The organism is Rhodococcus sp. WS3 (genome assembly GCF_003797085.1).
Lineage (GTDB): Bacteria > Actinomycetota > Actinomycetes > Mycobacteriales > Mycobacteriaceae > Rhodococcus_F > Rhodococcus_F globerula.
The window spans coordinates 1,484,138-1,504,949 of sequence record NZ_RKMA01000002.1; the positions used below are offsets into that span (position 1 = coordinate 1,484,138).

Here is a 20,812-nt window from a genome sequence, read left to right on the forward strand (position 1 = left end):
GTACATCGTGACCAAGGCTGAGCCGGAAAATCGCGCAGCCAAGAAGGAGCGCACACGCCAAGCGCTGCTCGATACCGCGATGGATCTCCTCGCCGACCGGAGTTTTGCCGGCATCAGCCTCCGCGAAGTGGCCCGCGAGGCGGGCATCGTCCCCACGGCCTTCTATCGGCACTTCGCCTCGATGGAAGACCTCGGAGTCGTCCTGGTCGAGGAGAGCATGCGCATGCTTCGGCAAATGTTGCGCGACGCCAGGCGCGACCCCAGCCCCAAGAACGCCGGAACCTCACTCGATATCCTTGTCCGCCAGGTTCATTCACACGAGCGCGAGTTTCGCTTCCTCTGCCGCGAACGCTACGGCGGCATCAGCGAGATACGACGCGCCATCAACACCGAGATGCGATTGTTCGTCAGCGAACTCACCGTCGACCTCTCCCGAATGGCTGGGCTGGAAAACTGGCGAAACGACGATCTTGAAATTGCGGCCGACCTGATCGTCGGCGTGATGTTCACCGCCGTCGTGGCACTCCTCGACGCAGGCTCGCCGGGATATCCCAGCGAAGATGCTGTAATCGCGCGGGCCGAGAAGCAGTTGCGGCTGATCATTCTGGGTATGGCTACCTGGGATCCCTCTCGAACCTAGAAACAGAGTCGAACACTACGAACTCGCACACGAGGCGTAGTTCCGGTCAGTAGTGGATCCGGAACCCGCCGATGAATGTCAGGGTGTTGCCGTCAGGATCGCTGATACTCGACAACTGCACACCTTTGTTTGCATCCACCACCGCATCCAGCGTCAGCCCTCGCACACCGACCGCCTCACGGTGCGTCGTGAGGTCGTCCACGGCAAAGTTGAGCAGCGCCAGACCCGCGCGGCGAGTGTCCACCGTGACCTGCACCCATCCGGTGTCAGTCACACGCCATTCTGCCAAGTTCACCATCGGGCGATTGTCAGGCCCGCGGCCGAACAGACTCGAGTACCACTGCACTGCCTCTGCGAGGTCTCGAACGGGGACGACAGCAAGAACATGATCGATCGACATAAGGTTGTACCTCTCGACGTAAACAATGGCGCTCGTACTCAGATACTGACCTGGCAGACCGGGCTAACTCATCGGCGAATTGCTTCTCTTATCGCAGCGTTCGCGAACATTCCAACGCAGCACACACCTGTTCTGCCGCGATCCGTGAGACCCTCGACGCATGAGCGATGTCATCATCATCGGTTCCGGATTCGCCGGATTATGGGCCGCGCTCGGCGCTGCTCGGCGGCTCGACGAACTCGGGATACCGGCCGGGCAGGTGTCGATCACGGTGCTCAGCGCCCAGCCCTTCCACGACATCCGGGTGCGCAACTACGAGGCCGATCTCAGCGCCTGCCGCATCCCGCTGGCCGATGTCCTCAACCCGGCCGGGATCGCCTATGTCACCGCGGAGGTGACCGCAATCGACACCGGTGCGCGGACCGTCTCCGCAAACGTCGGTGGTCAGTCACAGACGTACGGCTACGACCGCCTCGTTCTGGCGGCAGGTAGCCGTGTAGCCCGACCCGATATCCCGGGTCTGACGGAGTTCGGGTTCGACGTCGATACCTACGACGGCGCAATGAAACTCGACGCTCATTTGACCCTGCTGGCCGAAGGACCCGTCACACCCGCCGCGGCGACCGTGGTGGTGGTCGGGGCCGGCCTGACGGGCATCGAAACCGCCTGCGAGCTGCCAGGCCGGCTCACTGCCCTGTTCGGCACCGACGTGACCTCGCGCGTGGTGCTGGTGGACCACAACCCCAACGTCGGATCGGATATGGGTGCGTCGGCGAGGCCGGTCATCGAAGCGGCATTGTCCAACACCGGAGTCGAGACACTGACCGGGATGAGTGTGACCACGGTGGACCAGGGCGGGGTCACGCTGTCTTCGGATGAGATGGTGCCTGCCGCGACGGTCATCTGGTGTGCCGGCATGAAGGCAAACCCGTTGACCGCGCAATTCCCGGTCGAACGTGATCGGCTCGGACGGCTCCCGGTCGACGACTATCTCCAGGTGATCGGCGTACCAGGCGTATTCGCTGCCGGCGACGTCGCCACCGCGAAGATGGATAATCAGCATCAGTCGGTGATGTCCTGCCAGCACAGCCGGCCGATGGGCCGCTACGCCGGGTACAACGTGATCGGCGATCTGCTCGGCAATCCGATGCTGGCCCTCCGCATCCCGTGGTATGTCACGGTTTTGGACCTAGGCCCGGCAGGTGCGGTCTACACCGAAGGCTGGGATCGGCAAGTTGTAGCGACCGGCGCACAGGCAAAGGCCACCAAGAACACCATCAATACCCAACGCATCTATCCGCCGTTGACCCGCGATCGGGCCGCCCTACTGACCGCCGCCGCCCCAGAACTACAGACACGGCCGGCCCGCGGACACCAGTAGTCCGCCTTTCGCACACCTTCCCCAAGCGTATCGCCTGCTGAGGCGACCGGCGGTCATCAATTCAGCCCGAAGTGTGGTGTGGATCCGGAGTTGCCTCGTACGGTGGCACCATGTCCTCCACGAATACGTTTCGGATTCCTGTCGGCGACCTGACCTTCGACGTCCTGATTTCCGGTCCGGACGACGGCGTCCCACTTCTCGCCTTGCATGGATTCCCCGAAAGCGCCGCGTCCTGGGGCAAAGTGACTCCCCTACTGACGGCCGCCGGATTTCGCGTCATAGCGCCGCATCAGCGCGGATATTCACCCGATGCCCGCCCCTCCGGCGTCGACGCCTATCGCATCGAGCACCTTGTTGCCGATACCGTCGGCCTGCTCGACGCCCTGGGGTTGCCCGACGCTCATCTTGTCGGCCACGACTGGGGATCCGCCGTGGCCTGGCAGGTTGCGGGACGGCATCCACAGCGAATTCGCAGCCTGACCGCAATCTCTGTTCCCCACCCCACCGCTTTCGGTTGGGCGCTGCGCGAAGACCAGGATCAAAAGGAACGCTCGACGTACATCCGACTGCTCCGCCAGGAAGGGAAGGCCGAAAAGGTGTTGTCGGAGGACAACTTCCGACGATTGCGGGCGATGTTCGACGGCCAGATCGATCCCGAGTTCGCCGACGAACATATTCGCATCCTCAGTGGCGATGGAGCATTGACCGGCGCATTGAACTGGTATCGCGCCATGACTCGCGATTTCGGAGACATAGCCCCCACCACTGTTCCGACGACGTACGTCTGGAGTACGGCCGACACCGCACTCGGCCGCGCCGCAGCAGAACGATGCGGTGAATTCGTGGATGCGCCGTACGAATTTGTGGTTCTGGAGGGCGGCAGTCACTGGGTACCCGAGGAACGCGCCGAGGAACTGGCGGACGCGATAATCCGGCGAGCGGGAGCCTGATCCGACCTACACCTGAGCTTCTATGTAGGTTGTCATACATATACTGACTGCCTACTACACCGATTTCACCGTCAGGAGCTTGTCGTGACCACAACCGTTGCACCCCCGCATCCGTTTGATGCCGCAGTCGACCTGGAATCCATTACGCCGGGTCTCTCTACCGGGCACACCAGTACCGCATACAACAACATGGTCGGCCCGTTCGGCGGAATCACCTCGGCCACGTTGCTGGCCTCGGTTCAGCGGCACCCCGAGTGCCTAGGTGAACCACTGTCGCTGACGGTCAATTTTGCGGGCCCGATCGCCGAAGGCCAGTTCGAGATCACTGCGCGTCCGGTGCGCACCAACCGAACGACACAGCATTGGTGGATCGAACTCGCTCAGAACGGCACCGTGGCGACTACCGCAACAGCTGTGTTCGGCCTCCGCCGCGATACCTGGGACTCCACGGAAATCGAGATGCCCGCGGTGCCGGCTGCAGAAGATGTTCCTGCGCAACCGTTCCCCGAGTTCATCGCTTGGGCTCAGAATTACGAAATGCGGTTTATCGAGGGCGCAATCCCCGATCTGGAATCCGGCGAGCATCCCGACTCCGTCTCGACTCTCTGGGTTCGCGACAGCCCGCCGCGCGCGCTTGATTTCTTCTCGCTGACCTCGTTGTGCGATGTGTTCTTTCCGCGAGTGTTCCTGCGCCGCGGCAAGATGGCTCCCGCCGGAACCGTATCGCTGACGATCTACTTCCATGCCGACGCCGCAGCGCTGGCCCGGCAGTCCGATCGCTCCGTCCTCGGAACCGCACGCACCCAGCGTTTCGGTAACGGTTACTTCGATCAGAGCGCCGAATTATGGGGCAGTGACGGCGAACTGCTGGCCACCACCCACCAATTGGTCTACTTCAAGGACTGACAGCCTCCGCACTGTCGCCTTCGGGCGCCTTGACCAGCGACAAGGCAGCCAGACCCACAGCAAGAACCACCAACAGTCCGACGATGCCAGCGCGATCCGCACCGAACATCCACGCAAACAGGCCGAACAGTGTCGGCGCAAGAAACGATACTGCTCGGCCTGTGGTCGCATACAGACCAAAAAGCTGACCTTCACGACCGGGCGGAGTGATGCGCGCCAGGAACGTTCGAGCGGACGATTGTGCCGGCCCGACAAACAAGCACAGCGCGAGTCCGAAGATCCAGAACATCACCGGCCCGGACACCGCGATCAAGATTGCACCGACCACGATCATCGACGCGAGCGATACGGTGATGACCTGCTTGGGCCCGATCCGGTCGTCGAATCGCCCTGCCACCAAGGCGCCGATGGCCGAAATAACGTTGGCCGCAACGCCGAACAACAGTACGTCCGCAGCACTGATGCCGTACACATTCACGGCAAGGACAGCACCGAAAGTGAACACCCCGGCGAGTCCGTCGCGGAACAAGGCGCTCGCGATCAAGTACCAGATAGTGCGACGGTCGACGATCCACAGTTCGCGCAAGTCGCGCCACAGCACGCGGTAGGAATCGAGGAACCCCGCCTTTGCCGCACCCGGATCTGCGTCGGGCGTAGGCAACTCGGGCACCTTGAAGAACACCGGGATCGCGAAGACGGCAAACCACACCGCCGCAAGCAGTGCCACCATCCGGATGTTCAGGCCGCCGTCGGTGGTCAATCCCAGAAAACCTCGCGTGTCGCCGTCACCGACGATGAACCCGAAGTAGCAGAGCAACAACAGAACAATTCCACCGAAATAACCCATGGCCCAGCCGAACCCGGACACGCGGCCCAAGTTCTCCGGTGTCGACACCTGCCGCATCATGGCGTTGTACGGAACTCCGGCCAGTTCGAAGATCACCGAACCGATGGCGAGGAGCACAAGCCCCAGCCACAGATACCGATAGTTGTCCTCGACGAAGTACAACCCAGCCATCGACAGAACGGTGATGCCGGTGAGGATCGCCAACGACCACTTGCGCTTGCCTGACGCGTCGAACCGCTGTCCGGTGACGGGAGCAAGAATCGCGATGAAGAATCCGGCGATTCCGAGTGCCCAACTGAGCCATGTTGTGGCCGACACCGAGCCGGGCAGATCGTCGCCCACGGCGTCGGTGAGGTAAACGGAGAAGACAAAAGTCAAGATCACCGCGTTGAATGCGGCCGATCCCCAGTCCCACAGCCCCCACGCAACCACCTGACTCTTGGTCGCCGCGGCGCCTATCCCTGCGGGCGGTTCCGCCTGCTTACTTGTCGACTCTGCGCTCATGATCGCGAGCCTATTCGAGCGAGAGGGACAAAACAGGGCAAACTTTTCAGGGTATGCACTTGGTTGCATATGGAACGAGGTGCATACATACTTCACTCATGGCACTCGAACACGCGCTCCTCACCTCGCTGACCGAGCAGGAGGCGTCGGGCTACGACCTGACCCGTCGATTCGACAAGTCGATCGGGTTCTTCCACAGCGCGACGCACCAGCAGATCTACCGCGTACTCAAGCGGATGGACGAAGCCGGGTGGCTCGAGGTGGAAACCGTCGCTCAGGACGGGCGCCCGGACAAGAAGGTGTATCGGGTCTCCGGAGCCGGCCGCGCCGAGCTGACGCGCTGGATAGCCGAACCGTCCGAACCCAGCCATCTGCGTAATGAACTGGCCGTGAAGATCCGCGCCGCCGGTAGCGCAGACATCCCCGCACTTCGAGACGAAGTCGCTCGCCACCGCGACGGCCACGCCTCCCGACTCGACGTCTACCGACTTATCGAGAAACGCGACTTCCCCAATCCCGCAGCCCTATCCGGATCGCCCCTGCATCAGTATCTCGTTCTGCGCGGAGGTATCCGCGTCGAAGAGGGCTTTGTCGACTGGTGCCAGGAAATTCTGGACGCCCTACCCCCTGCCGACAACAACTCTGCCGACAACAACTCCGCTGCCAGCAACTCGGAAGGACACCCGCAGCCATGACCACTCCGCAGTTCCCCCTCCTGTTCGAACCCCTCGACCTCGGGTTCACCACACTGAAGAACCGCGTAGTCATGGGTTCGATCCACACCGGTCTCGAAGACCGGGCCAAAGACATCGACAAACTTGCCGAGTACTTTGCCGAACGCGCGCGCGGCGGCGTCGGATTGATCGTCACCGGCGGCTACGCCCCCAACCGCACCGGCTGGCTCCTTCCGTTCGGAGCCAAGCTGACCAACAAGATCGAGGCGCGCCGCCATCGCCGGATCACCAAGGCAGTACACGACGCAGGTGGCAAGATCGCATTGCAGATCCTGCACGCCGGTCGGTACAGCTACCAACCGTTCAGTGTGTCGGCGTCGTCGATCAAAGCGCCGATCAACCCGTTCCGGCCACGGCGGCTCACTGATCGTGGAGTGCGCTGGCAGATCCGTAACTACGTCCGCTGCGCCAAGCTCGCCCAATCCGCCGGATACGACGGCGTCGAAATCATGGGTGGCGAAGGCTATTTCATCAACCAGTTCCTGTGCGAGCGCACGAACAAGCGTAAAGATCAATGGGGTGGTAGCTCCGAGAACCGTCGACGCATGGCCGTCGAGATCGTCAGACGCACCCGCCGCGCCGTCGGTCCGAACTTCATCGTCGTGTTCCGCCTGTCTATGGCCGATCTGGTCGAAGGCGGTCAGACGTGGGATGAAATCGTCACTCTGGCACAGGAAATCGAAGCTGCAGGCGCCACGATCATCAACACCGACATCGGCTGGCACGAGTCACGGGTGCCGACTATCGTGACCTCCGTACCCCGCGCCGCCTTTGTCGACATCACCGGCAAACTCGAAAAGCACGTCAGCATTCCGGTGGTCGCATCCAACCGGATCAACATGCCCGAGACGGCTGAGGAAATTCTCACCCGCGGCGACGCGCAATTGATCTCCATGGCCCGCCCGATGCTGGCCGATCCCGACTGGGCAAACAAAGCACAACGCGGAGCACCAGACGAGATCAATACCTGCATCGCCTGCAACCAGGCCTGCCTCGACCACGCCTTTGTGCGCAAACATGTGTCCTGCCTGCTCAATCCACGCGCGGGACGCGAGACGACGCTCGTTCTCTCCGCCACCCGCCGCAGCAAGAATCTTGCTGTTGTCGGCGGCGGACCTGCCGGTCTCTCTGCAGCGTTGAATCTCGCACAACGCGGCCACACAGTCACCCTGTTCGAGGCGTCGGACACGATCGGCGGCCAGTTCGGGATCGCGCAGTTGATCCCAGGCAAGGAAGAGTTCACCGAAACCATCCGGTACTACACCAGGCAACTCGACCTTGCCGGCGTCGACGTCAAGCTTGAAACACGCGTGACTCCAGCCGATCTCATCGGATCCTTCGACGAGGTAGTGGTCGCCACCGGAGTGACGCCGCGAGTCCCGAACATCCCCGGCATCGAGAATCCGAAGGTACTGACGTACGCCGAGGTGGTCCGCGAGGGCAAGCCCGTCGGCAAGACCGTCGCTGTGATCGGAGCCGGGGGTATCGGCGTCGACGTCAGCGAATTCCTCACTCACCCAACATCACCCACCTTGCACCTGAAGGAATGGAAGCAGGAGTGGGGCGTCACGGAACCCGAGATGGCACCGGGAGCGCTCACCACACCCATCCCGGAGCTTTCGGAGCGTGAGGTCTACCTCCTGCAGCGCAAGCCCGGACGCATCGGAGCCGGCCTCGGCAAGACAACCGGCTGGGTCCACCGCGCCGCGTTGAAGAACAAGGGTGTGCACGAACTCTCCGGCGTGAACTACGAACGGATCGACGACGCCGGCCTGCACATCACCTTCGGCGAGAAGCACGAGAAGCCTCGCCTCCTCCAGGTCGACACCATCGTGATCTGCGCCGGACAGGAATCCGTGCGCGATCTCGTCGACGAGCTGACCGTTGCCGGCATGGTGACCCACATCATCGGCGGGGCAGACGTAGCCGGCGAACTCGATGCAAAACGTGCCATCGAACAGGGCACACGACTGGCCGCGAAGATCTGACCGACTACGCTGACTGATCGTGAGCCTGCCGACACCCACCACCACAGCCCGCGCCGTCGTGACCGGTGCCTCCTCCGGAATCGGAGAGGCACTGGCCACTGATCTGGCCTCCCGCGGACACTCCCTGATCCTGGTCGCACGACGCGGCGACGTCATGGAGGGTCTTGCCGAGACACTTCGCGCCAAGCACGGCGTCGACGTCGAGGTTCGTGCCTGCGATCTCTCGGACAGCGCGGCCCGTGCCGTCCTGGTCGAGGAACTGGGCACGCGTGAGATCAGCATCCTGTGCAACAACGCCGGTATCGCCACCTTCGGGCCGGTAGCCGAGCTCGACCCGAGCTACGAGCGCGCACAGGTCGAACTCAACGCCGTCGCGGTGCACGACCTCACCCTGGCCGTTCTGCCCGGAATGGTCGAGCGCAAGTCCGGCGGCATCCTGATGGTCGGATCGGCCGCGGGAAACATGCCGATTCCCAACAATGCGACCTACGCCGCCACCAAGGCCTTCGTGAACACGTTCGCGGAATCCCTGCGCGGGGAACTCAAAGGCAGCGGCGTCAACGTCACTCTCCTCGCCCCCGGACCGGTTCGCACCGAGACCCCGGACCCCGCCGAGGCCTCGATCGTCGACAAGCTGGTCCCGGACTTCTTCTGGATCTCGAGCGAGTACACGGCCAAGGTCTCCCTCGACGGTCTGGCCGAGAACAAGATGCGCGTTGTCCCGGGCATCCTGAGCAAGGCGATGTCCGTCGCCGGCGGTTACACCCCGCGCGCAGTTGTCGCGCCAATCGTTGGCACGTTCTACAAGAAGCTCGGCGGCTGAGTCATCCGAACTTCTCGCTCGTTGGCTGTAGGGGCAATCCTTCTCACGACCGGAGGGTTGCCCCTACTGCTACCCACCACGGCAAACGCGTGCTCGTGTGTTTCCTTCGAGTCGCCGTAAGAGGCAGTGAGTGTCTCCAGCACAATCTTCCTCGGCACGCCCACCGAGAAATCCTCGGACGGGTTCGAGGACACCTATCTGTTCGACGTCAGTCGCGTCTACAAGGGTGATGTCGCGTCCGTGACGTCGGTGGGAACACTCGCAAACGGGAATGGTTGCGGCACAAGCTACGTACTCGGTACCGAACGACTGATGTTCCTGTCGGCGCCCTACGACGTCGACGCCGAATACGAGGGATACAGCTGCGCCCCCTATACCGGAACCGATTTCGACGTCCAGGCAACAGTTGAATCCGTCTACGGCGCAGGTTATGTTCCGGAAGCCGGCGGTACTCCGTCTATCGGCGTCTATATCGACAAAACAGCGGTCGTTGGCGGTGTCGCGGCGGTTGCGCTGCTGGCGGCGCTCGGTTGGTTCGGCTGGAAGCGACGACGAACGACATAAAAGGACGCCGTCAAACTCAGTCGTATCCCCGTCAAATACCCGTCAAGACAAGGTCCGCCGGCACTTTTCCGGAGTAGATCTGTTGGTAGCCCCGCACCGAGCGGGTCACCCTCAGGAGATCGACGTGACGCTTCTCGACATCTTCCCGTCCCTACGCAGCGCGATGACACCGCGCTTGGATCCGGCTTTGTGGCCCATCAGCACTCGCCACGATCAGAGCGGACGCATCTGCATCGGCGACGTCTCCCTCGAAGAGATCGCCGACCAGTACGGAACCCCCACCTATGTCGTCGACGAGGCCGACGTGCGCCACCGCTGCCGGATGTATCGCGAGATCTTCCCCGACGCGGAAATCGTGTACGCGGGCAAGGCTCTCATGATTCGAGCGATGGCAAAATGGGTCTCCGACGAGGGGCTCGGGGTAGACGTCTGCTCGGCCGGCGAACTCACCATCGCACTGACAGCCGGTGTGGACCCGGCACGAATCATCCTGCACGGCAACGCCAAATCTGTCGCAGAGCTGAGAGTAGCCGTCAACGCGGGTGTCGGGCGGATAGTTCTCGACTCCCACAGCGAAGCACTACGACTGGCCTCGGTCTGCACCCGGCCGCAGAAAGTACTGATCCGAGTCACGCCCGGTATCGACATTCACGGACACAAGGCAGTGGCCACCGGCATCGTCGACCAGAAGTTCGGCCTGCCGGCATTCTCCGAAGAATTGGATCGTGCGGTTGCCGCCGTCAGCGCAGCGCCTCACCTCCAACTTATCGGCCTCCATTGCCATCTCGGTTCGCAGATCACCGATCCCGAACATTTCCGCTCCGGGATCAATACGATGATCGCGCAAATGGACGACATACGTCGTTCTCACGGGATCATCCTCACCGAACTCGATCTCGGGGGCGGGCACGGAATCCCGTACGTCCCCGGTGACGCGCAACTCGACCTGACTCGACTGGCAATTGTCATCGACGAATCACTCGATGACGCCTGCACCCGAAATCGCTTTCCTCGCCCCGAAATCGTCCTCGAACCCGGCCGGGCCATCGCCGCTCGGGCCGGTGTCACGCTGTACCGCGTGGCGAACATCAAGACCATCAGCGGCGGCAGGACATTTGTCTCCGTCGACGGCGGCATGAGCGACAATCCGCGAGTGTCGTTGTACAACAGTCGCTACGACGTCGAATTGGTCAACCGACATTCGAATGCGCCGCTCGAGGAAGTGACCGTCGTGGGGCGGCATTGCGAATCGGGAGACGAAATTTCCGTCGGCATACAACTTCCCGCAGACCTTCACGAGGGCGATCTGTTGGGAGTGCCGTGTACCGGCGCCTATCACCACAGCATGGCATCCACCTACAACAGTGTGTGCCGTCCGCCGGTGATTGCCGTGCTCGGTGGCGTCGCACGACCATTGATCCGACGCGAATCGATCAACGACCTACTCGCCCGCGAGGTCGGCATCTGACACTCGCGGGCGTCGAATCGTCAGCGCCTACGGCGGCTACCGGTTCCGAAGATACTGCGCGAGATTTCCCGACCGGCAGCAGATGCCGCCGATTTGAGGAAGCTCTTGACCGCAGAATTGCCGAGAATCTGCTCGGCGATGTTGGGACCCTCCGGCTCGACCGGTGGCGGCGGCGGAAACTGCGACAGATCCGGTAACGGCGGCAGATCCAGCGACGGGTCTGCCGTTGGCGCCCCGGCCACCTTGGCCGTCAGCCTCTCGTACGCCGATTCGCGATCGATCGTCTGACCGTACTTCTGGTGGAGCGGACTCGACGCCGCCGCGGCTGTGATGGCGTCGTTGCCGATCGTGTCCATCAGGGAGCGAGGCGGACGAATCTTGGTCCAGGCCACCGGTGTCGGCGCACCCTTCTCCGAGAGGACGGTCACGATGGCCTCGCCGGTTCCCAACGACGTGAGTGCCTTCTCGAGGTCGTAATGCTCCGTCTTCGGGTACGTGCGGACCGTCTTGTTGAGCGCCTTCTGATCGTCCGGAGTGAACGCACGCAGAGCATGCTGCACCCTGGCACCCAGTTGCGACAAAACAGAATTGGGGATGTCGGTGGGCAACTGCGTGCAGAAGAACACACCGACGCCCTTGGAGCGAATCAACTTCACGGTCTGCTCAACTTGCTGAAGGAAAGCCTTCGACGCGTCGGCGAACAACAGATGGGCCTCGTCGAAGATGAAGACCAACTTGGGTTTCTCCAAGTCCCCTTCTTCCGGCAGGGTCTGGAACAGGTCTGCCAGAACCCACATCAGGAACGTGGAGAACATCGCCGGACGCGCGGCCTGCGCGCCGAGTTCGAAGAGTGTGATGACGCCGGCGCCACCGACGACCCGCAGCAGGTCCTCGGTTTCGAGTTCCGGTTCACCGAAGAAGGTGTCACCACCGTCGGCCTCGAGATTGACCAGCGAGCGCAGGATGACCCCAGCCGTGGCCGTTGACACGCCGCCGATTCCCTTCAGATCTGCCTTGCCTTCGGCACTGGTGAGGTGCGCGATGACCGAACGCAAGTCCTTGAGATCCAACAACGCAAGGCCCTGAGCATCCGCCCAGTGGAAAATCAATCCGAGCGTGGACTCCTGAGTCTCGTTGAGCCCCAGCACCTTACTGAGCAGGATCGGCCCGAAACTCGTGATGGTGGCGCGGACCGGAATCCCGATCCCGCCGGTTCCCAGCGACAGAAATTCGACGGGCATACCGGACGGAGTCCAGGAGTCGTCACCCGTCTCGATTGCCCGAGCCGTGATCTTGTCGTTGCTCTCCCCCGCTTTGGACAATCCCGAGAGATCACCCTTCACATCCGCCATCACGACGGGCACACCCGCGGCGGAGAGCTGTTCCGCGATGCCCTGCAACGTCTTGGTCTTGCCCGTACCGGTTGCACCGGCAATCAAGCCGTGACGGTTGACGGTGGCCAAGGGAATACGCACCCGGGCTGCCGGATCTGCCACTCCGTCGACAACAATCGACCCCAGCTCCAGCGCCCGCCCCTCCGACGAATAGCCCGCGGCGATCTCGGCTGCAGCACCCGATGGAGCCGGGGCCGTGGCTGCGCCTTCGCCGGCAGCACTCTCTGCGGCGAGAGCCTCACGCTCAGCGTCCTCGGCGGCCTGTGCGGCCTCGGCAGCAACACGAGCAGCTTCGGCAGCAGCGGCCTTGGCCACTTTCGCCTTCTCGGCCGGCGTCAGTGAAACAGCGCCGTCCTTGGGATCCACGGTCATACAAGGCCCTCCTCATTTGCACTACAAAAGAAGATCTACGCGCATCGAGATGTCACCGCAGACCTTATCCTTCCGGCCGCGCCCACTACTGTGTTCCTGGTGCAGGACAAATTGGTATGGATCGATTGTGAAATGACCGGGCTGCGGCTGGAGTCGGACAAACTCATCGAGATTGCGGCTCTGGTAACCGACAGCGAATTGAACATCTTGGGCGAAGGCGTGGACATCGTCATCCACGCCGACGACGACGCGCTGGCCGCAATGCCGGACGTCGTGAAGAAGATGCACGCCAAATCGGGTCTGACCGAAGAAGTTCGCAAGTCGCCGGTCACGCTTGCCGAGGCGGAAAAGGAGGTGCTCGCCTACATCCGTGAGCACGTGCCCGTCGCCGGCACCGCTCCCCTGGCGGGCAATTCCATTGCCACCGACCGCGGATTCATCTCGCGGGACATGAGCGCGCTGGACACCTACCTGCACTACCGGATGATCGACGTCAGCTCCATCAAGGAGCTCTCGCGTCGCTGGTACCCGCGAATCTACTTCGGCCAGCCCGAAAAAGGCCTCGCGCACCGCGCCCTGGCCGACATCAAGGAATCCATCCGCGAACTCAAGTACTACCGCAGTACCGCATTTGTCCCCGCTCCCGGACCGTCCAGCGCAGAGATCGCAGCCGTCGTAGAGGGCCTCGGGCCTGCCTGACCTGCCGATTGGCATCCTGGCCAACTTTCAGGCTAGTATCTTCTACGTCAAAGCAACCGGGTCAAACCGGTCGCCGAGGCAATGGTGGGCGTAGTTCAGTTGGTAGAGCACCAGGTTGTGATCCTGGCTGTCGCGGGTTCGAGTCCCGTCGCTCACCCAAAGGGAACCCCCGGAAATGTCGAAAGATATTTCCGGGGGTTCTTTTGGTTGGGTCCGCAAACACCACTGCGAACGAAAATGCCCCCAACCGATCGGCTGGGGGCATTCTGACGTTTCAGTACTTCAGGGACGCACTCAGACGTCCGCGTTACCGGCCTTCCACACGTTCCACGGGATGTTCCAGTCCCCCAGGCCGTCGGTGCCCGAAAGCGTGCCACCGACGGTGTTCTTCACGATGACGATGTCGCCGCGTTTGGTGTTGTCGTACACCCACTTGGCATTGGCGGGGCTCAGGTTGAGGCAGCCGTGACTGGTGTTGGAATAACCCTGCTGCCCGACTGACCACGGCGCCGAATGGAAGAAGATGCCGCTGTAGGACATTCGCGTCGCCCAGTCGACCGGAGTCTTGTATCCGTCAGCGGAAGTGACAGGCACTCCGTACGTCGAGGAGTCCATGACCAAGTTCGCGAACCTGTCACCGATGATGTAGACACCGTTGTCGGTGGGGGTGCTGTCCTTACCCATCGACGTGGGCATGGTCATGACAGTCTCGCCGTTAACCTGGAAAGTGACCTGTTTCGTGTTGTCGTCGGCAACGGCAATCACGGAATCACCGATGTCGAAGGATGTCGTGGCGTCCTCCTGACCGAAGACGCCTTTGCCCAGATCGCGGCCGTAGACGCTGACCTTGACGTCAACCTTGGTGCCCGGCGCCCAGTACGCCTCCGGACGCCACCGAACCTCGCGGTTGTTGACCCAGTAGAAAGCACCTTCGACAGCCGGCGTCGTCGTGACGGTGATCGACTCTTCGGCAGCCTTGCGATCCGGAATGTTCTCGTCGAACTGCACGGCGATCGGCTGGCCGATACCGACCACGGAACCCTCGCCGGGCATAACGTACGGCTTGGTGAGGTTGCCGGGCGCGCTGGTCGTGAACGACGTCACCGTGGTGCTGGCGCCGCCCAATCCGTAGGCCTGGGCCTCGATCTTGTACTTGCGGTTGTAGCCGAGGGGTTCAGCGGTCACCCACGACGCTCCGTCGGCCGCGAGGGTGCCGGCAACGGTCTTACCGTCGGCGTTGACCATCCGAACGTCGGACAGGCTGCCGTCGGCGACGTCGATGCGGACCGGATCGCCGGGGGAGAATCCGATTGCGCCGTCAGCGACGGTGGAGGTGACTTTCGGCTTGATGAGCTCGGTCAACGGGTTGGAATCGATCGGCGCGGCGCCCTCGTTGTCCACGGCAGCCCCACTGGACGTGCACGCGGTCACCAGAACCAACGCTCCCAACGACACGGCGGCCATGGCGGCGCCCCTCGAGATTCGGCCTGTCCCTCCACGCACGGACATGCCCCACCACTGACGACTCATTTGTTCGACTCCGCTTCACATGTTAACGACCAGCAATTGCGCCAGGTCAATGATGCCAGGCACAGTCGTTACTCACGGTCATGAAAACCCCGTCGAAGAGTAACGTTCGAATATCAATCGTTTCGTACCGATTGGAATGTTACCGATTTCGGTCAATGTCACAGAAACCACCCGTCCAACGACGGCCCACCAGGCGATTTGCTCCCGACGGAACGGTTCGGCTAATGTTCTGTCTCGCAAGAGCGAGCGCCTATAGCTCAGTTGGTAGAGCAAGTGACTCTTAATCACTGGGTCCGGGGTTCGAGTCCCTGTGGGCGCACTTGCAAAGATCCCCATCGTGGAAACACGGTGGGGATCTTTTTTGTGTCCGGGCGGCGAATACACTCCAGCGAACCCGACAAAATGGAGCGAGCCATGACTGATCTGCCCGATTCGGAAGTCGCATTTGCCGGTGTCGTCGGTCAAGCCGAACTGATCCGCAGCGGCCAACTGTCGGCTCGTGAATTGACCGAACATACACTCAGACGTATCGAACGCCTCAATCCCACACTCAACGCCTTCACCCGCGTCCTCGCCGACGAAGCAATCGCCGAAGCCACCCGACTCGACGAGCGCCAGGCCTCCGGCGACCCTGTCGGTCTCCTGCACGGCGTGCCCATCGCGATCAAGGACGAGAACGACGTAGCCGGAACACCCACCACCTACGGCGGTGCTGCAGTCACTCGGATCGCGAATTCGGACTCCGAGGTGGTACGACGCTTACGCGACGCCGGAGCAGTCATCATCGGAAAAACCACGATGCCGGAGTTCGGCATCTGGCCGTTCACCGAGACCGCCGCGCACGGCTACACCCGAAATCCCTGGAACACAACAGTATCCACGGGAGGATCGAGTGGCGGCACGGCAGCAGCTGTCGCGTCGGGCATGGTTGCCGCAGGAATCGGCGGCGACGGCGGCGGTTCCATCCGGCTTCCGTCGGCATTCTGCGGATTGTTCGGGCTGAAAGCGCAACGCGGCCGAGTAAGCACCGCACCGAACGGCAACCTGTGGCGCAGCCTCGGGACACTCGGCCCGCTTACCCGCTCGGTCGAGGACAGCGCACTCGTCTACGACGCCATTATCGGCACCACACCGGTGGACGACTACCGAGCCGAGCCACTCGGGGCCCGCTTCACCGAAGGTGCGGTGTCCCCGCCGCACCCCCTCCGTATTGCCGTGTCCACCCGCTGCCCCGTGCGCGGCGTCACGCCGGGCCCCGAAGTGGTTGCCGGGGTTCGTGCGGTCGCAGAAATGTTGAGCGCGTTGGGGCACCACGTCGACGAACATGATCCCCGATACCCCGATGCAACGGCGTCGTTCCTCCCCCAGGTACTCGGCGGCGTACGCGACGAAGCTTTGCGCGTCGATCGGCCCGATCTTCTCGAAAAGCGAACTCGCGCACTGTCTTCGATCGGCAGAATCGCGTCGCCCCGGCGCGTCGGCCGGGCGGCGTACCGGCGTGGCCAACGGATCGCGCACACCGTCAACCAGGTTTTCGACACGTATGACATAGTGCTGATGCCGACCACACCCGCCTTGCCGCGGCGGATCGGTCAACTCGAGGGCACAGGACTGCTGTCCGCCGTCCGCAAAGCTTTGCCGATCGCGGCGTACTGCTCGATCTGGAATGTGTGCGGCAATCCGGCGGCGGCCGTTCCGGCGGGATTTTCGACCGACGGGCTCCCCCTCAGCGTCCAACTGGTGTCGCGACCGAACGGCGAGCTGACAATTTTGTCGCTCGCACATCAGCTGGAGGGTCGGATCGGGTGGACGAATTCCCGTCCGCCGCAGGCCTGAAAGACACGTGCGATGTAACTGCCGTCACGATTACGACGACGCGTTTTGCAAACTGAGGAGCCCGTCGGCTAATGTTCTGTCTCGCAAGAGCGAGCGCCTATAGCTCAGTTGGTAGAGCAAGTGACTCTTAATCACTGGGTCCGGGGTTCGAGTCCCTGTGGGCGCACTTGCAAGAAGGCCCCCATCTCATCGAGATGGGGGCCTTCTTCATGTCCGACGCCGTTCGGTGATCAGCGAATGATCTTGCGAATGACCAGGAGTCCGACAACGGATCCCACGGCGATCAACGCGTACTTCACGTTCGGCTCGTTGAGCTTGGCGAGCACCGTCTTCTTGGTGTTCTCGACCAGCCGCTTCGGGTTGGTCCGTACCGTCAGTTCGTCGAGTGTGCTCGCGAGCTGGTTACGCGCCTTCTCGATCTCGCGCTCGATGCTCTCGGTGTCCCTGGGCACGTGTCCTCCAACTTGTCTGTGTGCTGTCGCTTGATGTTCGTTGCCGCTACGTCCGTGCAGACGCAAGGCGTCGACACCTGGTTCTACCGTAGAGGAGCAGATTGCCCGCGCGCCCACCTGGCGCGCAATTTCTCGACTAACCTCGATTCCCGTGACCGAGAACAGTAGATTGTCTGCCGGCGATATCGCGCCGGATTTCACGCTCCCCGACGCCGAAGGCAACGAAGTTTCGTTGCACGACTACCGAGGCCGCAAGGTCATCGTGTACTTCTACCCGGCGGCCAGCACGCCGGGCTGCACCAAGCAGGCCTGCGACTTCCGCGACAACCTCGCCGAATTGAACGGGGCGGGCCTCGACGTCATCGGTATCTCGCCGGACAAGCCCGCCAAGCTCGCCAAGTTCCGCGACAACGAGGAGCTGACCTTTCCGCTGCTCTCCGATCCGGACAAGGCGACGCTGGAGGCCTGGGGCGCGTTCGGCGAGAAGAAGATGTACGGCAAGACCGTCCAGGGTGTCATCCGATCCACCTTCCTCGTCGACGAAGAGGGAAAGATCGAGGTTGCCCAGTACAACGTCCGGGCCACCGGTCACGTCGCCAAGTTGCGACGCGACCTGTCCGTCTAGCTACTCGAACCGGCTCGAGACTCGAACCGACTCAAAAACAGGGCTTCCGCGTACGCGAGATTCTCGATCTCCGACGGGTCGACGCTCTCGTTCGGGGCATGGATGCGGCACTGCGGTTCCTCGACGCCGATCAACGCGATCTCCGCGTCGGGGAACTGCTCCGCCAGCGCGCTACACAGGGGAATCGAGCCTCCCTGTCCGGCAAATCCGACTTCGGCGCCGTACGCCGCACTCAGAGCCGCTGTGAGCTGCTTGAATCCCGGCCCACCCGTGGAAGCACCGAACGGCATTCCCGTCGCCTCCGGGTCCACGCTCACCCGCACGCCCCACGGCGCCGCAGCCAGCAGATGCCCGATCAGCAAGTCCTGGGCCTCGGCGGGATCCGTGCCGGGTGGAACGCGCAGGTTCAACCGTGCGGAAGCTCGTGGCGTAATTGCCGCAGCCGAGCCGACCACGGGCGGGCAGTCGATCCCCAAGATCGTGAGCGCCGGCCGCGCCCACACCTGGTCGGCCACAGAACCCGAGCCGACCAGATCGACCCCTTCGAGGACTCCCGCATCGCCGCGGAATTGTGTGTCGTCGTACTCGACGCCATTCCAGTGCCGATCGCTGACAAGACCGTCGACGGTGGTGTTGCCTTCTTCGTCGTGCAGGGTTGCCAGCATCTGCACCAACGCGGTCATCGCGTCGGGCGCCGGGCCGCCGAACACCCCGGAGTGCACCTCACCTTCGAGCGCCGAGACGTGGACGACCACATTGGCGATACCGCGCAATGACGTCGTGATCGTGGGCTCCCCCACTGCGGTATTGCCGGTATCGGCGATCAGCATGACATCGGCGTCGAACAGTTCGGGGCGCTGCCGCAGCAGGTCTTCGAGGCCTCCGGTGCCCATCTCCTCCGAGCCTTCGGCGACGATTCGCAGGTTGACAGCCGGCGCCTGCCCGGCTGCTGCGAGCGCTCGGAGTGCGGTCAGGTGCATGACGAGGTTGCCCTTGCAATCCGACGCGCCTCGCCCGTACCACCGTCCGTCGCGCTCGGTCAGCGTGAAAGGTGGCGAATTCCAAAGCTCTTCGTCTCCGGGCGGTTGAACGTCGTAGTGGCAGTACAGGAGAACGGTCGGGGCATCCGCTGGGCCAGGCCGAAATCCGATTACCGCAGCGGAACCGTCCGACGTCTCGACCGCCTCGGCGTCCGCAAATCCCTGTTCGCGGAACGCGCCAACCACCCAGGCGGCAGCTGCCGCACATTCTTCCGGCGGGAATTGCCGCGCATCCGCGACCGACCGCAACGCAACCAACCGCGTCAGATCCTCGTGCGCGCGGGGCATGAGCTCGCGTACTGCGGCTCGCAACTGTTCGGCCATTTTGGTCTCCTTTTCTCGCCGACTCCAGTGTGCCCGAATCACCGATGAGCAACCCTCTCCTGCAGCGCACCTTCGGTCACCTAGTATCGAAGAGTGGCAACGTCGTCGGATTTCCAGCAGTCGGTCGGGTGATCTTTCGGTGAGCCCGGATATTCCACAAGCGCCAAATTCTGCTGCAGATGCCGATAGCCTCGAATCTGTGCAGCCCTCTACCCGCAACCGCGTACGCCGTCGGCCGGACCCCGCACTCGAAAATTCTCAGAGCGACGCACCTCAGGAACTGCTTCCACGCAAACGTCCGACGCAGGAACGAAGCCAGCGCAAGTTCGATGCTCTTCTCGCCGCCTCTCGCGAACTTCTCACAGACGTCGGTTTCGAATCGTTCACGTGCGAAGAGGTCGCGGCGCGCGCTGACGTTCCCATCGGGACGCTGTATCAGTTCTTCGCCAACAAGTACGTCATCGTGTGCGAATTGAACCGTCAGGACCTCGTGGGGGTGCAACACGAACTGGCGCAGTTCGGCGGTGAGGTGCCGTCACTCGATTGGCTGCGGTTCCTCAACAGTTTTGTCGACCACATGGCCGGACTCTGGACATCCGATCCGTCCCGCCGCGAGGTGTGGTTGGCAATGCAATCCACGCCGTCCACGCGGGCAACCGGTGTCATTCACGAGAAGCAGTTCGCGGAAACCGTCGCCAAGATGCTTGGTCCACTCACACCGCGCTCACCGCGGGATCGCCGCATGATGATGGCGGAAGTGCTTGTGCACGTGGTGTATTCGATGCTGAATTTCTCCGTGCAGGACGGCCAGAGCCACGCCGACGCCGTAGTGGAACTCAAGCGTCTGATGGGTGCGTACCTGCTGGTGGCGGAGAAGGAATCTCGATTGAAGGGCCGCGGCACAGCCGACTACGAGGGCTGACGCCAGCTCGACCCTAAGTCGATTCGATCACGGCAAATGCGCCGGCCATGTCTCCGTCGTGCGTCAGCGAAATGTGAATCTTCACGTCGGTGAGGTGTTTCGCGACGTCGCCCCGCAATCTGATGCTTGGCCGCCCCCACGCGTCGGAGACGACTTCGATTTGATTGTGGATCATCTCCCCCAGCACCGGCGGGCTGGCGAAGAGAGCAGTGGACCACGCTTTGATCACTGCTTCCTTCGCCGCCCACCGGGCCGCGAAATGTCTTGCCGGATCGGAACTCCGAGTATTGGAATCCCGACGCTCACCCGGTGTGAAGTTGTCGAGCATAGCCGTTCCCGGCCGTTTCAGTTGCTCGGCGAACTCCGACACCGTGACGAGGTCGAAACCGATACCCAGAACTCCCATCCTGCGA

Annotated in this window: 20 protein-coding genes and 3 tRNA genes; 16 read left to right on the forward strand and 7 right to left on the reverse strand. The window is 62.5% G+C overall.

The features are described 5' to 3' along the window. The first annotated feature begins 7 nt into the window (after window positions 1–7). On the forward strand, window positions 8–640 hold the full coding sequence (locus EEB13_RS20900; RefSeq protein ID WP_033232777.1) for a TetR family transcriptional regulator: 633 nt from the start codon (window positions 8–10) through the stop codon (window positions 638–640). A gap of 46 nt (window positions 641–686) precedes the next feature. Here EEB13_RS20900 and EEB13_RS20905 read toward each other — a convergent pair whose 3' ends face one another. After that, window positions 687–1,040 carry a VOC family protein gene (locus EEB13_RS20905; RefSeq protein WP_033232775.1) on the reverse strand — a complete coding sequence of 118 codons (354 nt, stop codon included), beginning with the start codon at window positions 1,038–1,040 and terminating at the stop codon, window positions 687–689. 160 nt (window positions 1,041–1,200) lie between these two features. On the opposite strand from EEB13_RS20905, the gene EEB13_RS20910 reads away from it, so the two are divergent. From EEB13_RS20910 to EEB13_RS20920, 3 genes are all read left to right on the forward strand, one after another. Next, entirely contained in the window at window positions 1,201–2,421 is a 1,221-nt protein-coding gene (locus EEB13_RS20910; protein WP_141486160.1) for an NAD(P)/FAD-dependent oxidoreductase, read from the forward strand. Window positions 2,422–2,531: 110 nt separating this feature from the next. Continuing rightward, entirely contained in the window at window positions 2,532–3,371 is an 840-nt protein-coding gene (locus EEB13_RS20915; RefSeq protein ID WP_033232769.1) for an alpha/beta fold hydrolase, read from the forward strand. An 84-nt stretch (window positions 3,372–3,455) separates the two neighbouring features. Further along, window positions 3,456–4,277, forward strand: coding sequence for an acyl-CoA thioesterase (locus EEB13_RS20920; RefSeq protein ID WP_045066907.1), 822 nt, complete (start codon window positions 3,456–3,458; stop codon window positions 4,275–4,277). Here EEB13_RS20920 and EEB13_RS20925 read toward each other — a convergent pair. Continuing rightward, window positions 4,267–5,628: an MFS transporter gene (locus EEB13_RS20925; RefSeq protein WP_141486161.1), complete on the reverse strand. Its 1,362-nt coding sequence runs from the start codon at window positions 5,626–5,628 to the stop codon at window positions 4,267–4,269. The genes EEB13_RS20920 and EEB13_RS20925 overlap by 11 nt on opposite strands. Window positions 5,629–5,726: 98 nt before the next feature. On the opposite strand from EEB13_RS20925, the gene EEB13_RS20930 reads away from it, so the two are divergent. From EEB13_RS20930 to lysA, 5 genes are all read left to right on the forward strand, one after another. Continuing rightward, window positions 5,727–6,323: a PadR family transcriptional regulator gene (locus EEB13_RS20930; RefSeq protein ID WP_092808734.1), complete on the forward strand. Its 597-nt coding sequence runs from the start codon at window positions 5,727–5,729 to the stop codon at window positions 6,321–6,323. After that, window positions 6,320–8,350: an NADPH-dependent 2,4-dienoyl-CoA reductase gene (locus EEB13_RS20935; RefSeq protein ID WP_116102810.1), complete on the forward strand. Its 2,031-nt coding sequence runs from the start codon at window positions 6,320–6,322 to the stop codon at window positions 8,348–8,350. Before EEB13_RS20930 ends, EEB13_RS20935 begins: the two co-directional genes overlap by 4 nt. A 19-nt stretch (window positions 8,351–8,369) precedes the next feature. Next, on the forward strand, window positions 8,370–9,173 hold the full coding sequence (gene cmrA / locus EEB13_RS20940) for a mycolate reductase (RefSeq protein WP_033232762.1): 804 nt from the start codon (window positions 8,370–8,372) through the stop codon (window positions 9,171–9,173). A 126-nt stretch (window positions 9,174–9,299) separates the two neighbouring features. Then, window positions 9,300–9,737: a hypothetical protein gene (locus EEB13_RS20945; protein ID WP_033232760.1), complete on the forward strand. Its 438-nt coding sequence runs from the start codon at window positions 9,300–9,302 to the stop codon at window positions 9,735–9,737. Window positions 9,738–9,861: 124 nt separating this feature from the next. Beyond that, on the forward strand, window positions 9,862–11,205 hold the full coding sequence (lysA, locus tag EEB13_RS20950; protein WP_033232758.1) for a diaminopimelate decarboxylase: 1,344 nt from the start codon (window positions 9,862–9,864) through the stop codon (window positions 11,203–11,205). A gap of 20 nt (window positions 11,206–11,225) precedes the next feature. Here the strand turns inward: lysA and EEB13_RS20955 are convergent, their stop codons facing one another. Further along, on the reverse strand, window positions 11,226–12,971 hold the full coding sequence (locus EEB13_RS20955; protein WP_141486162.1) for a helicase HerA-like domain-containing protein: 1,746 nt from the start codon (window positions 12,969–12,971) through the stop codon (window positions 11,226–11,228). Window positions 12,972–13,070: 99 nt separating this feature from the next. On the opposite strand from EEB13_RS20955, the gene orn reads away from it, so the two are divergent. Then, a complete protein-coding gene (gene orn, locus EEB13_RS20960; RefSeq protein ID WP_141486163.1) occupies window positions 13,071–13,670 on the forward strand; it encodes an oligoribonuclease in 600 nt (199 codons plus the stop codon). 84 nt (window positions 13,671–13,754) lie between these two features. Continuing rightward, window positions 13,755–13,827, forward strand: a tRNA-His gene (locus EEB13_RS20965). Window positions 13,828–13,964: 137 nt separating this feature from the next. On the opposite strand, the gene EEB13_RS20970 is transcribed toward EEB13_RS20965, so the two are convergent. Then, on the reverse strand, window positions 13,965–15,179 hold the full coding sequence (locus EEB13_RS20970) for an Ig-like domain-containing protein (protein WP_187328599.1): 1,215 nt from the start codon (window positions 15,177–15,179) through the stop codon (window positions 13,965–13,967). 267 nt (window positions 15,180–15,446) lie between these two features. On the opposite strand from EEB13_RS20970, the gene EEB13_RS20975 reads away from it, so the two are divergent. The 3 genes from EEB13_RS20975 to EEB13_RS20985 all read left to right on the forward strand — a co-directional run bounded on the left by EEB13_RS20975 (window position 15,447) and on the right by EEB13_RS20985 (window position 17,202). Beyond that, window positions 15,447–15,519: transfer RNA gene (locus EEB13_RS20975), tRNA-Lys, on the forward strand. A gap of 95 nt (window positions 15,520–15,614) precedes the next feature. Continuing rightward, a complete protein-coding gene (locus EEB13_RS20980; protein ID WP_187328593.1) occupies window positions 15,615–17,036 on the forward strand; it encodes an amidase in 1,422 nt (473 codons plus the stop codon). Window positions 17,037–17,129: 93 nt separating this feature from the next. Continuing rightward, a tRNA-Lys gene (locus EEB13_RS20985) sits at window positions 17,130–17,202 on the forward strand. Window positions 17,203–17,266: 64 nt separating this feature from the next. Here the strand turns inward: EEB13_RS20985 and EEB13_RS20990 are convergent. Continuing rightward, on the reverse strand, window positions 17,267–17,488 hold the full coding sequence (locus tag EEB13_RS20990) for a DUF3618 domain-containing protein (RefSeq protein ID WP_033232750.1): 222 nt from the start codon (window positions 17,486–17,488) through the stop codon (window positions 17,267–17,269). A 151-nt stretch (window positions 17,489–17,639) separates the two neighbouring features. Here EEB13_RS20990 and bcp point away from each other — a divergent pair, with 151 nt between their 5' ends. Next, on the forward strand, window positions 17,640–18,113 hold the full coding sequence (bcp, locus tag EEB13_RS20995) for a thioredoxin-dependent thiol peroxidase (RefSeq protein WP_045066898.1): 474 nt from the start codon (window positions 17,640–17,642) through the stop codon (window positions 18,111–18,113). On the opposite strand, the gene EEB13_RS21000 is transcribed toward bcp, so the two are convergent. After that, complete coding sequence (locus EEB13_RS21000; protein ID WP_141486165.1) at window positions 18,110–19,477, reverse strand: dipeptidase; 1,368 nt, start codon at window positions 19,475–19,477, stop codon at window positions 18,110–18,112. The two genes, bcp and EEB13_RS21000, sit on opposite strands and share 4 nt — an antisense overlap. A gap of 199 nt (window positions 19,478–19,676) precedes the next feature. Here EEB13_RS21000 and EEB13_RS21005 point away from each other — a divergent pair, with 199 nt between their 5' ends. Next, window positions 19,677–20,399: a TetR family transcriptional regulator gene (locus EEB13_RS21005; RefSeq protein ID WP_033232744.1), complete on the forward strand. Its 723-nt coding sequence runs from the start codon at window positions 19,677–19,679 to the stop codon at window positions 20,397–20,399. A gap of 13 nt (window positions 20,400–20,412) precedes the next feature. Here EEB13_RS21005 and EEB13_RS21010 read toward each other — a convergent pair whose 3' ends face one another. Beyond that, complete coding sequence (locus tag EEB13_RS21010) at window positions 20,413–20,805, reverse strand: holo-ACP synthase (RefSeq protein WP_033232742.1); 393 nt, start codon at window positions 20,803–20,805, stop codon at window positions 20,413–20,415. Between the last annotated feature and the right edge of the window lie 7 nt (window positions 20,806–20,812).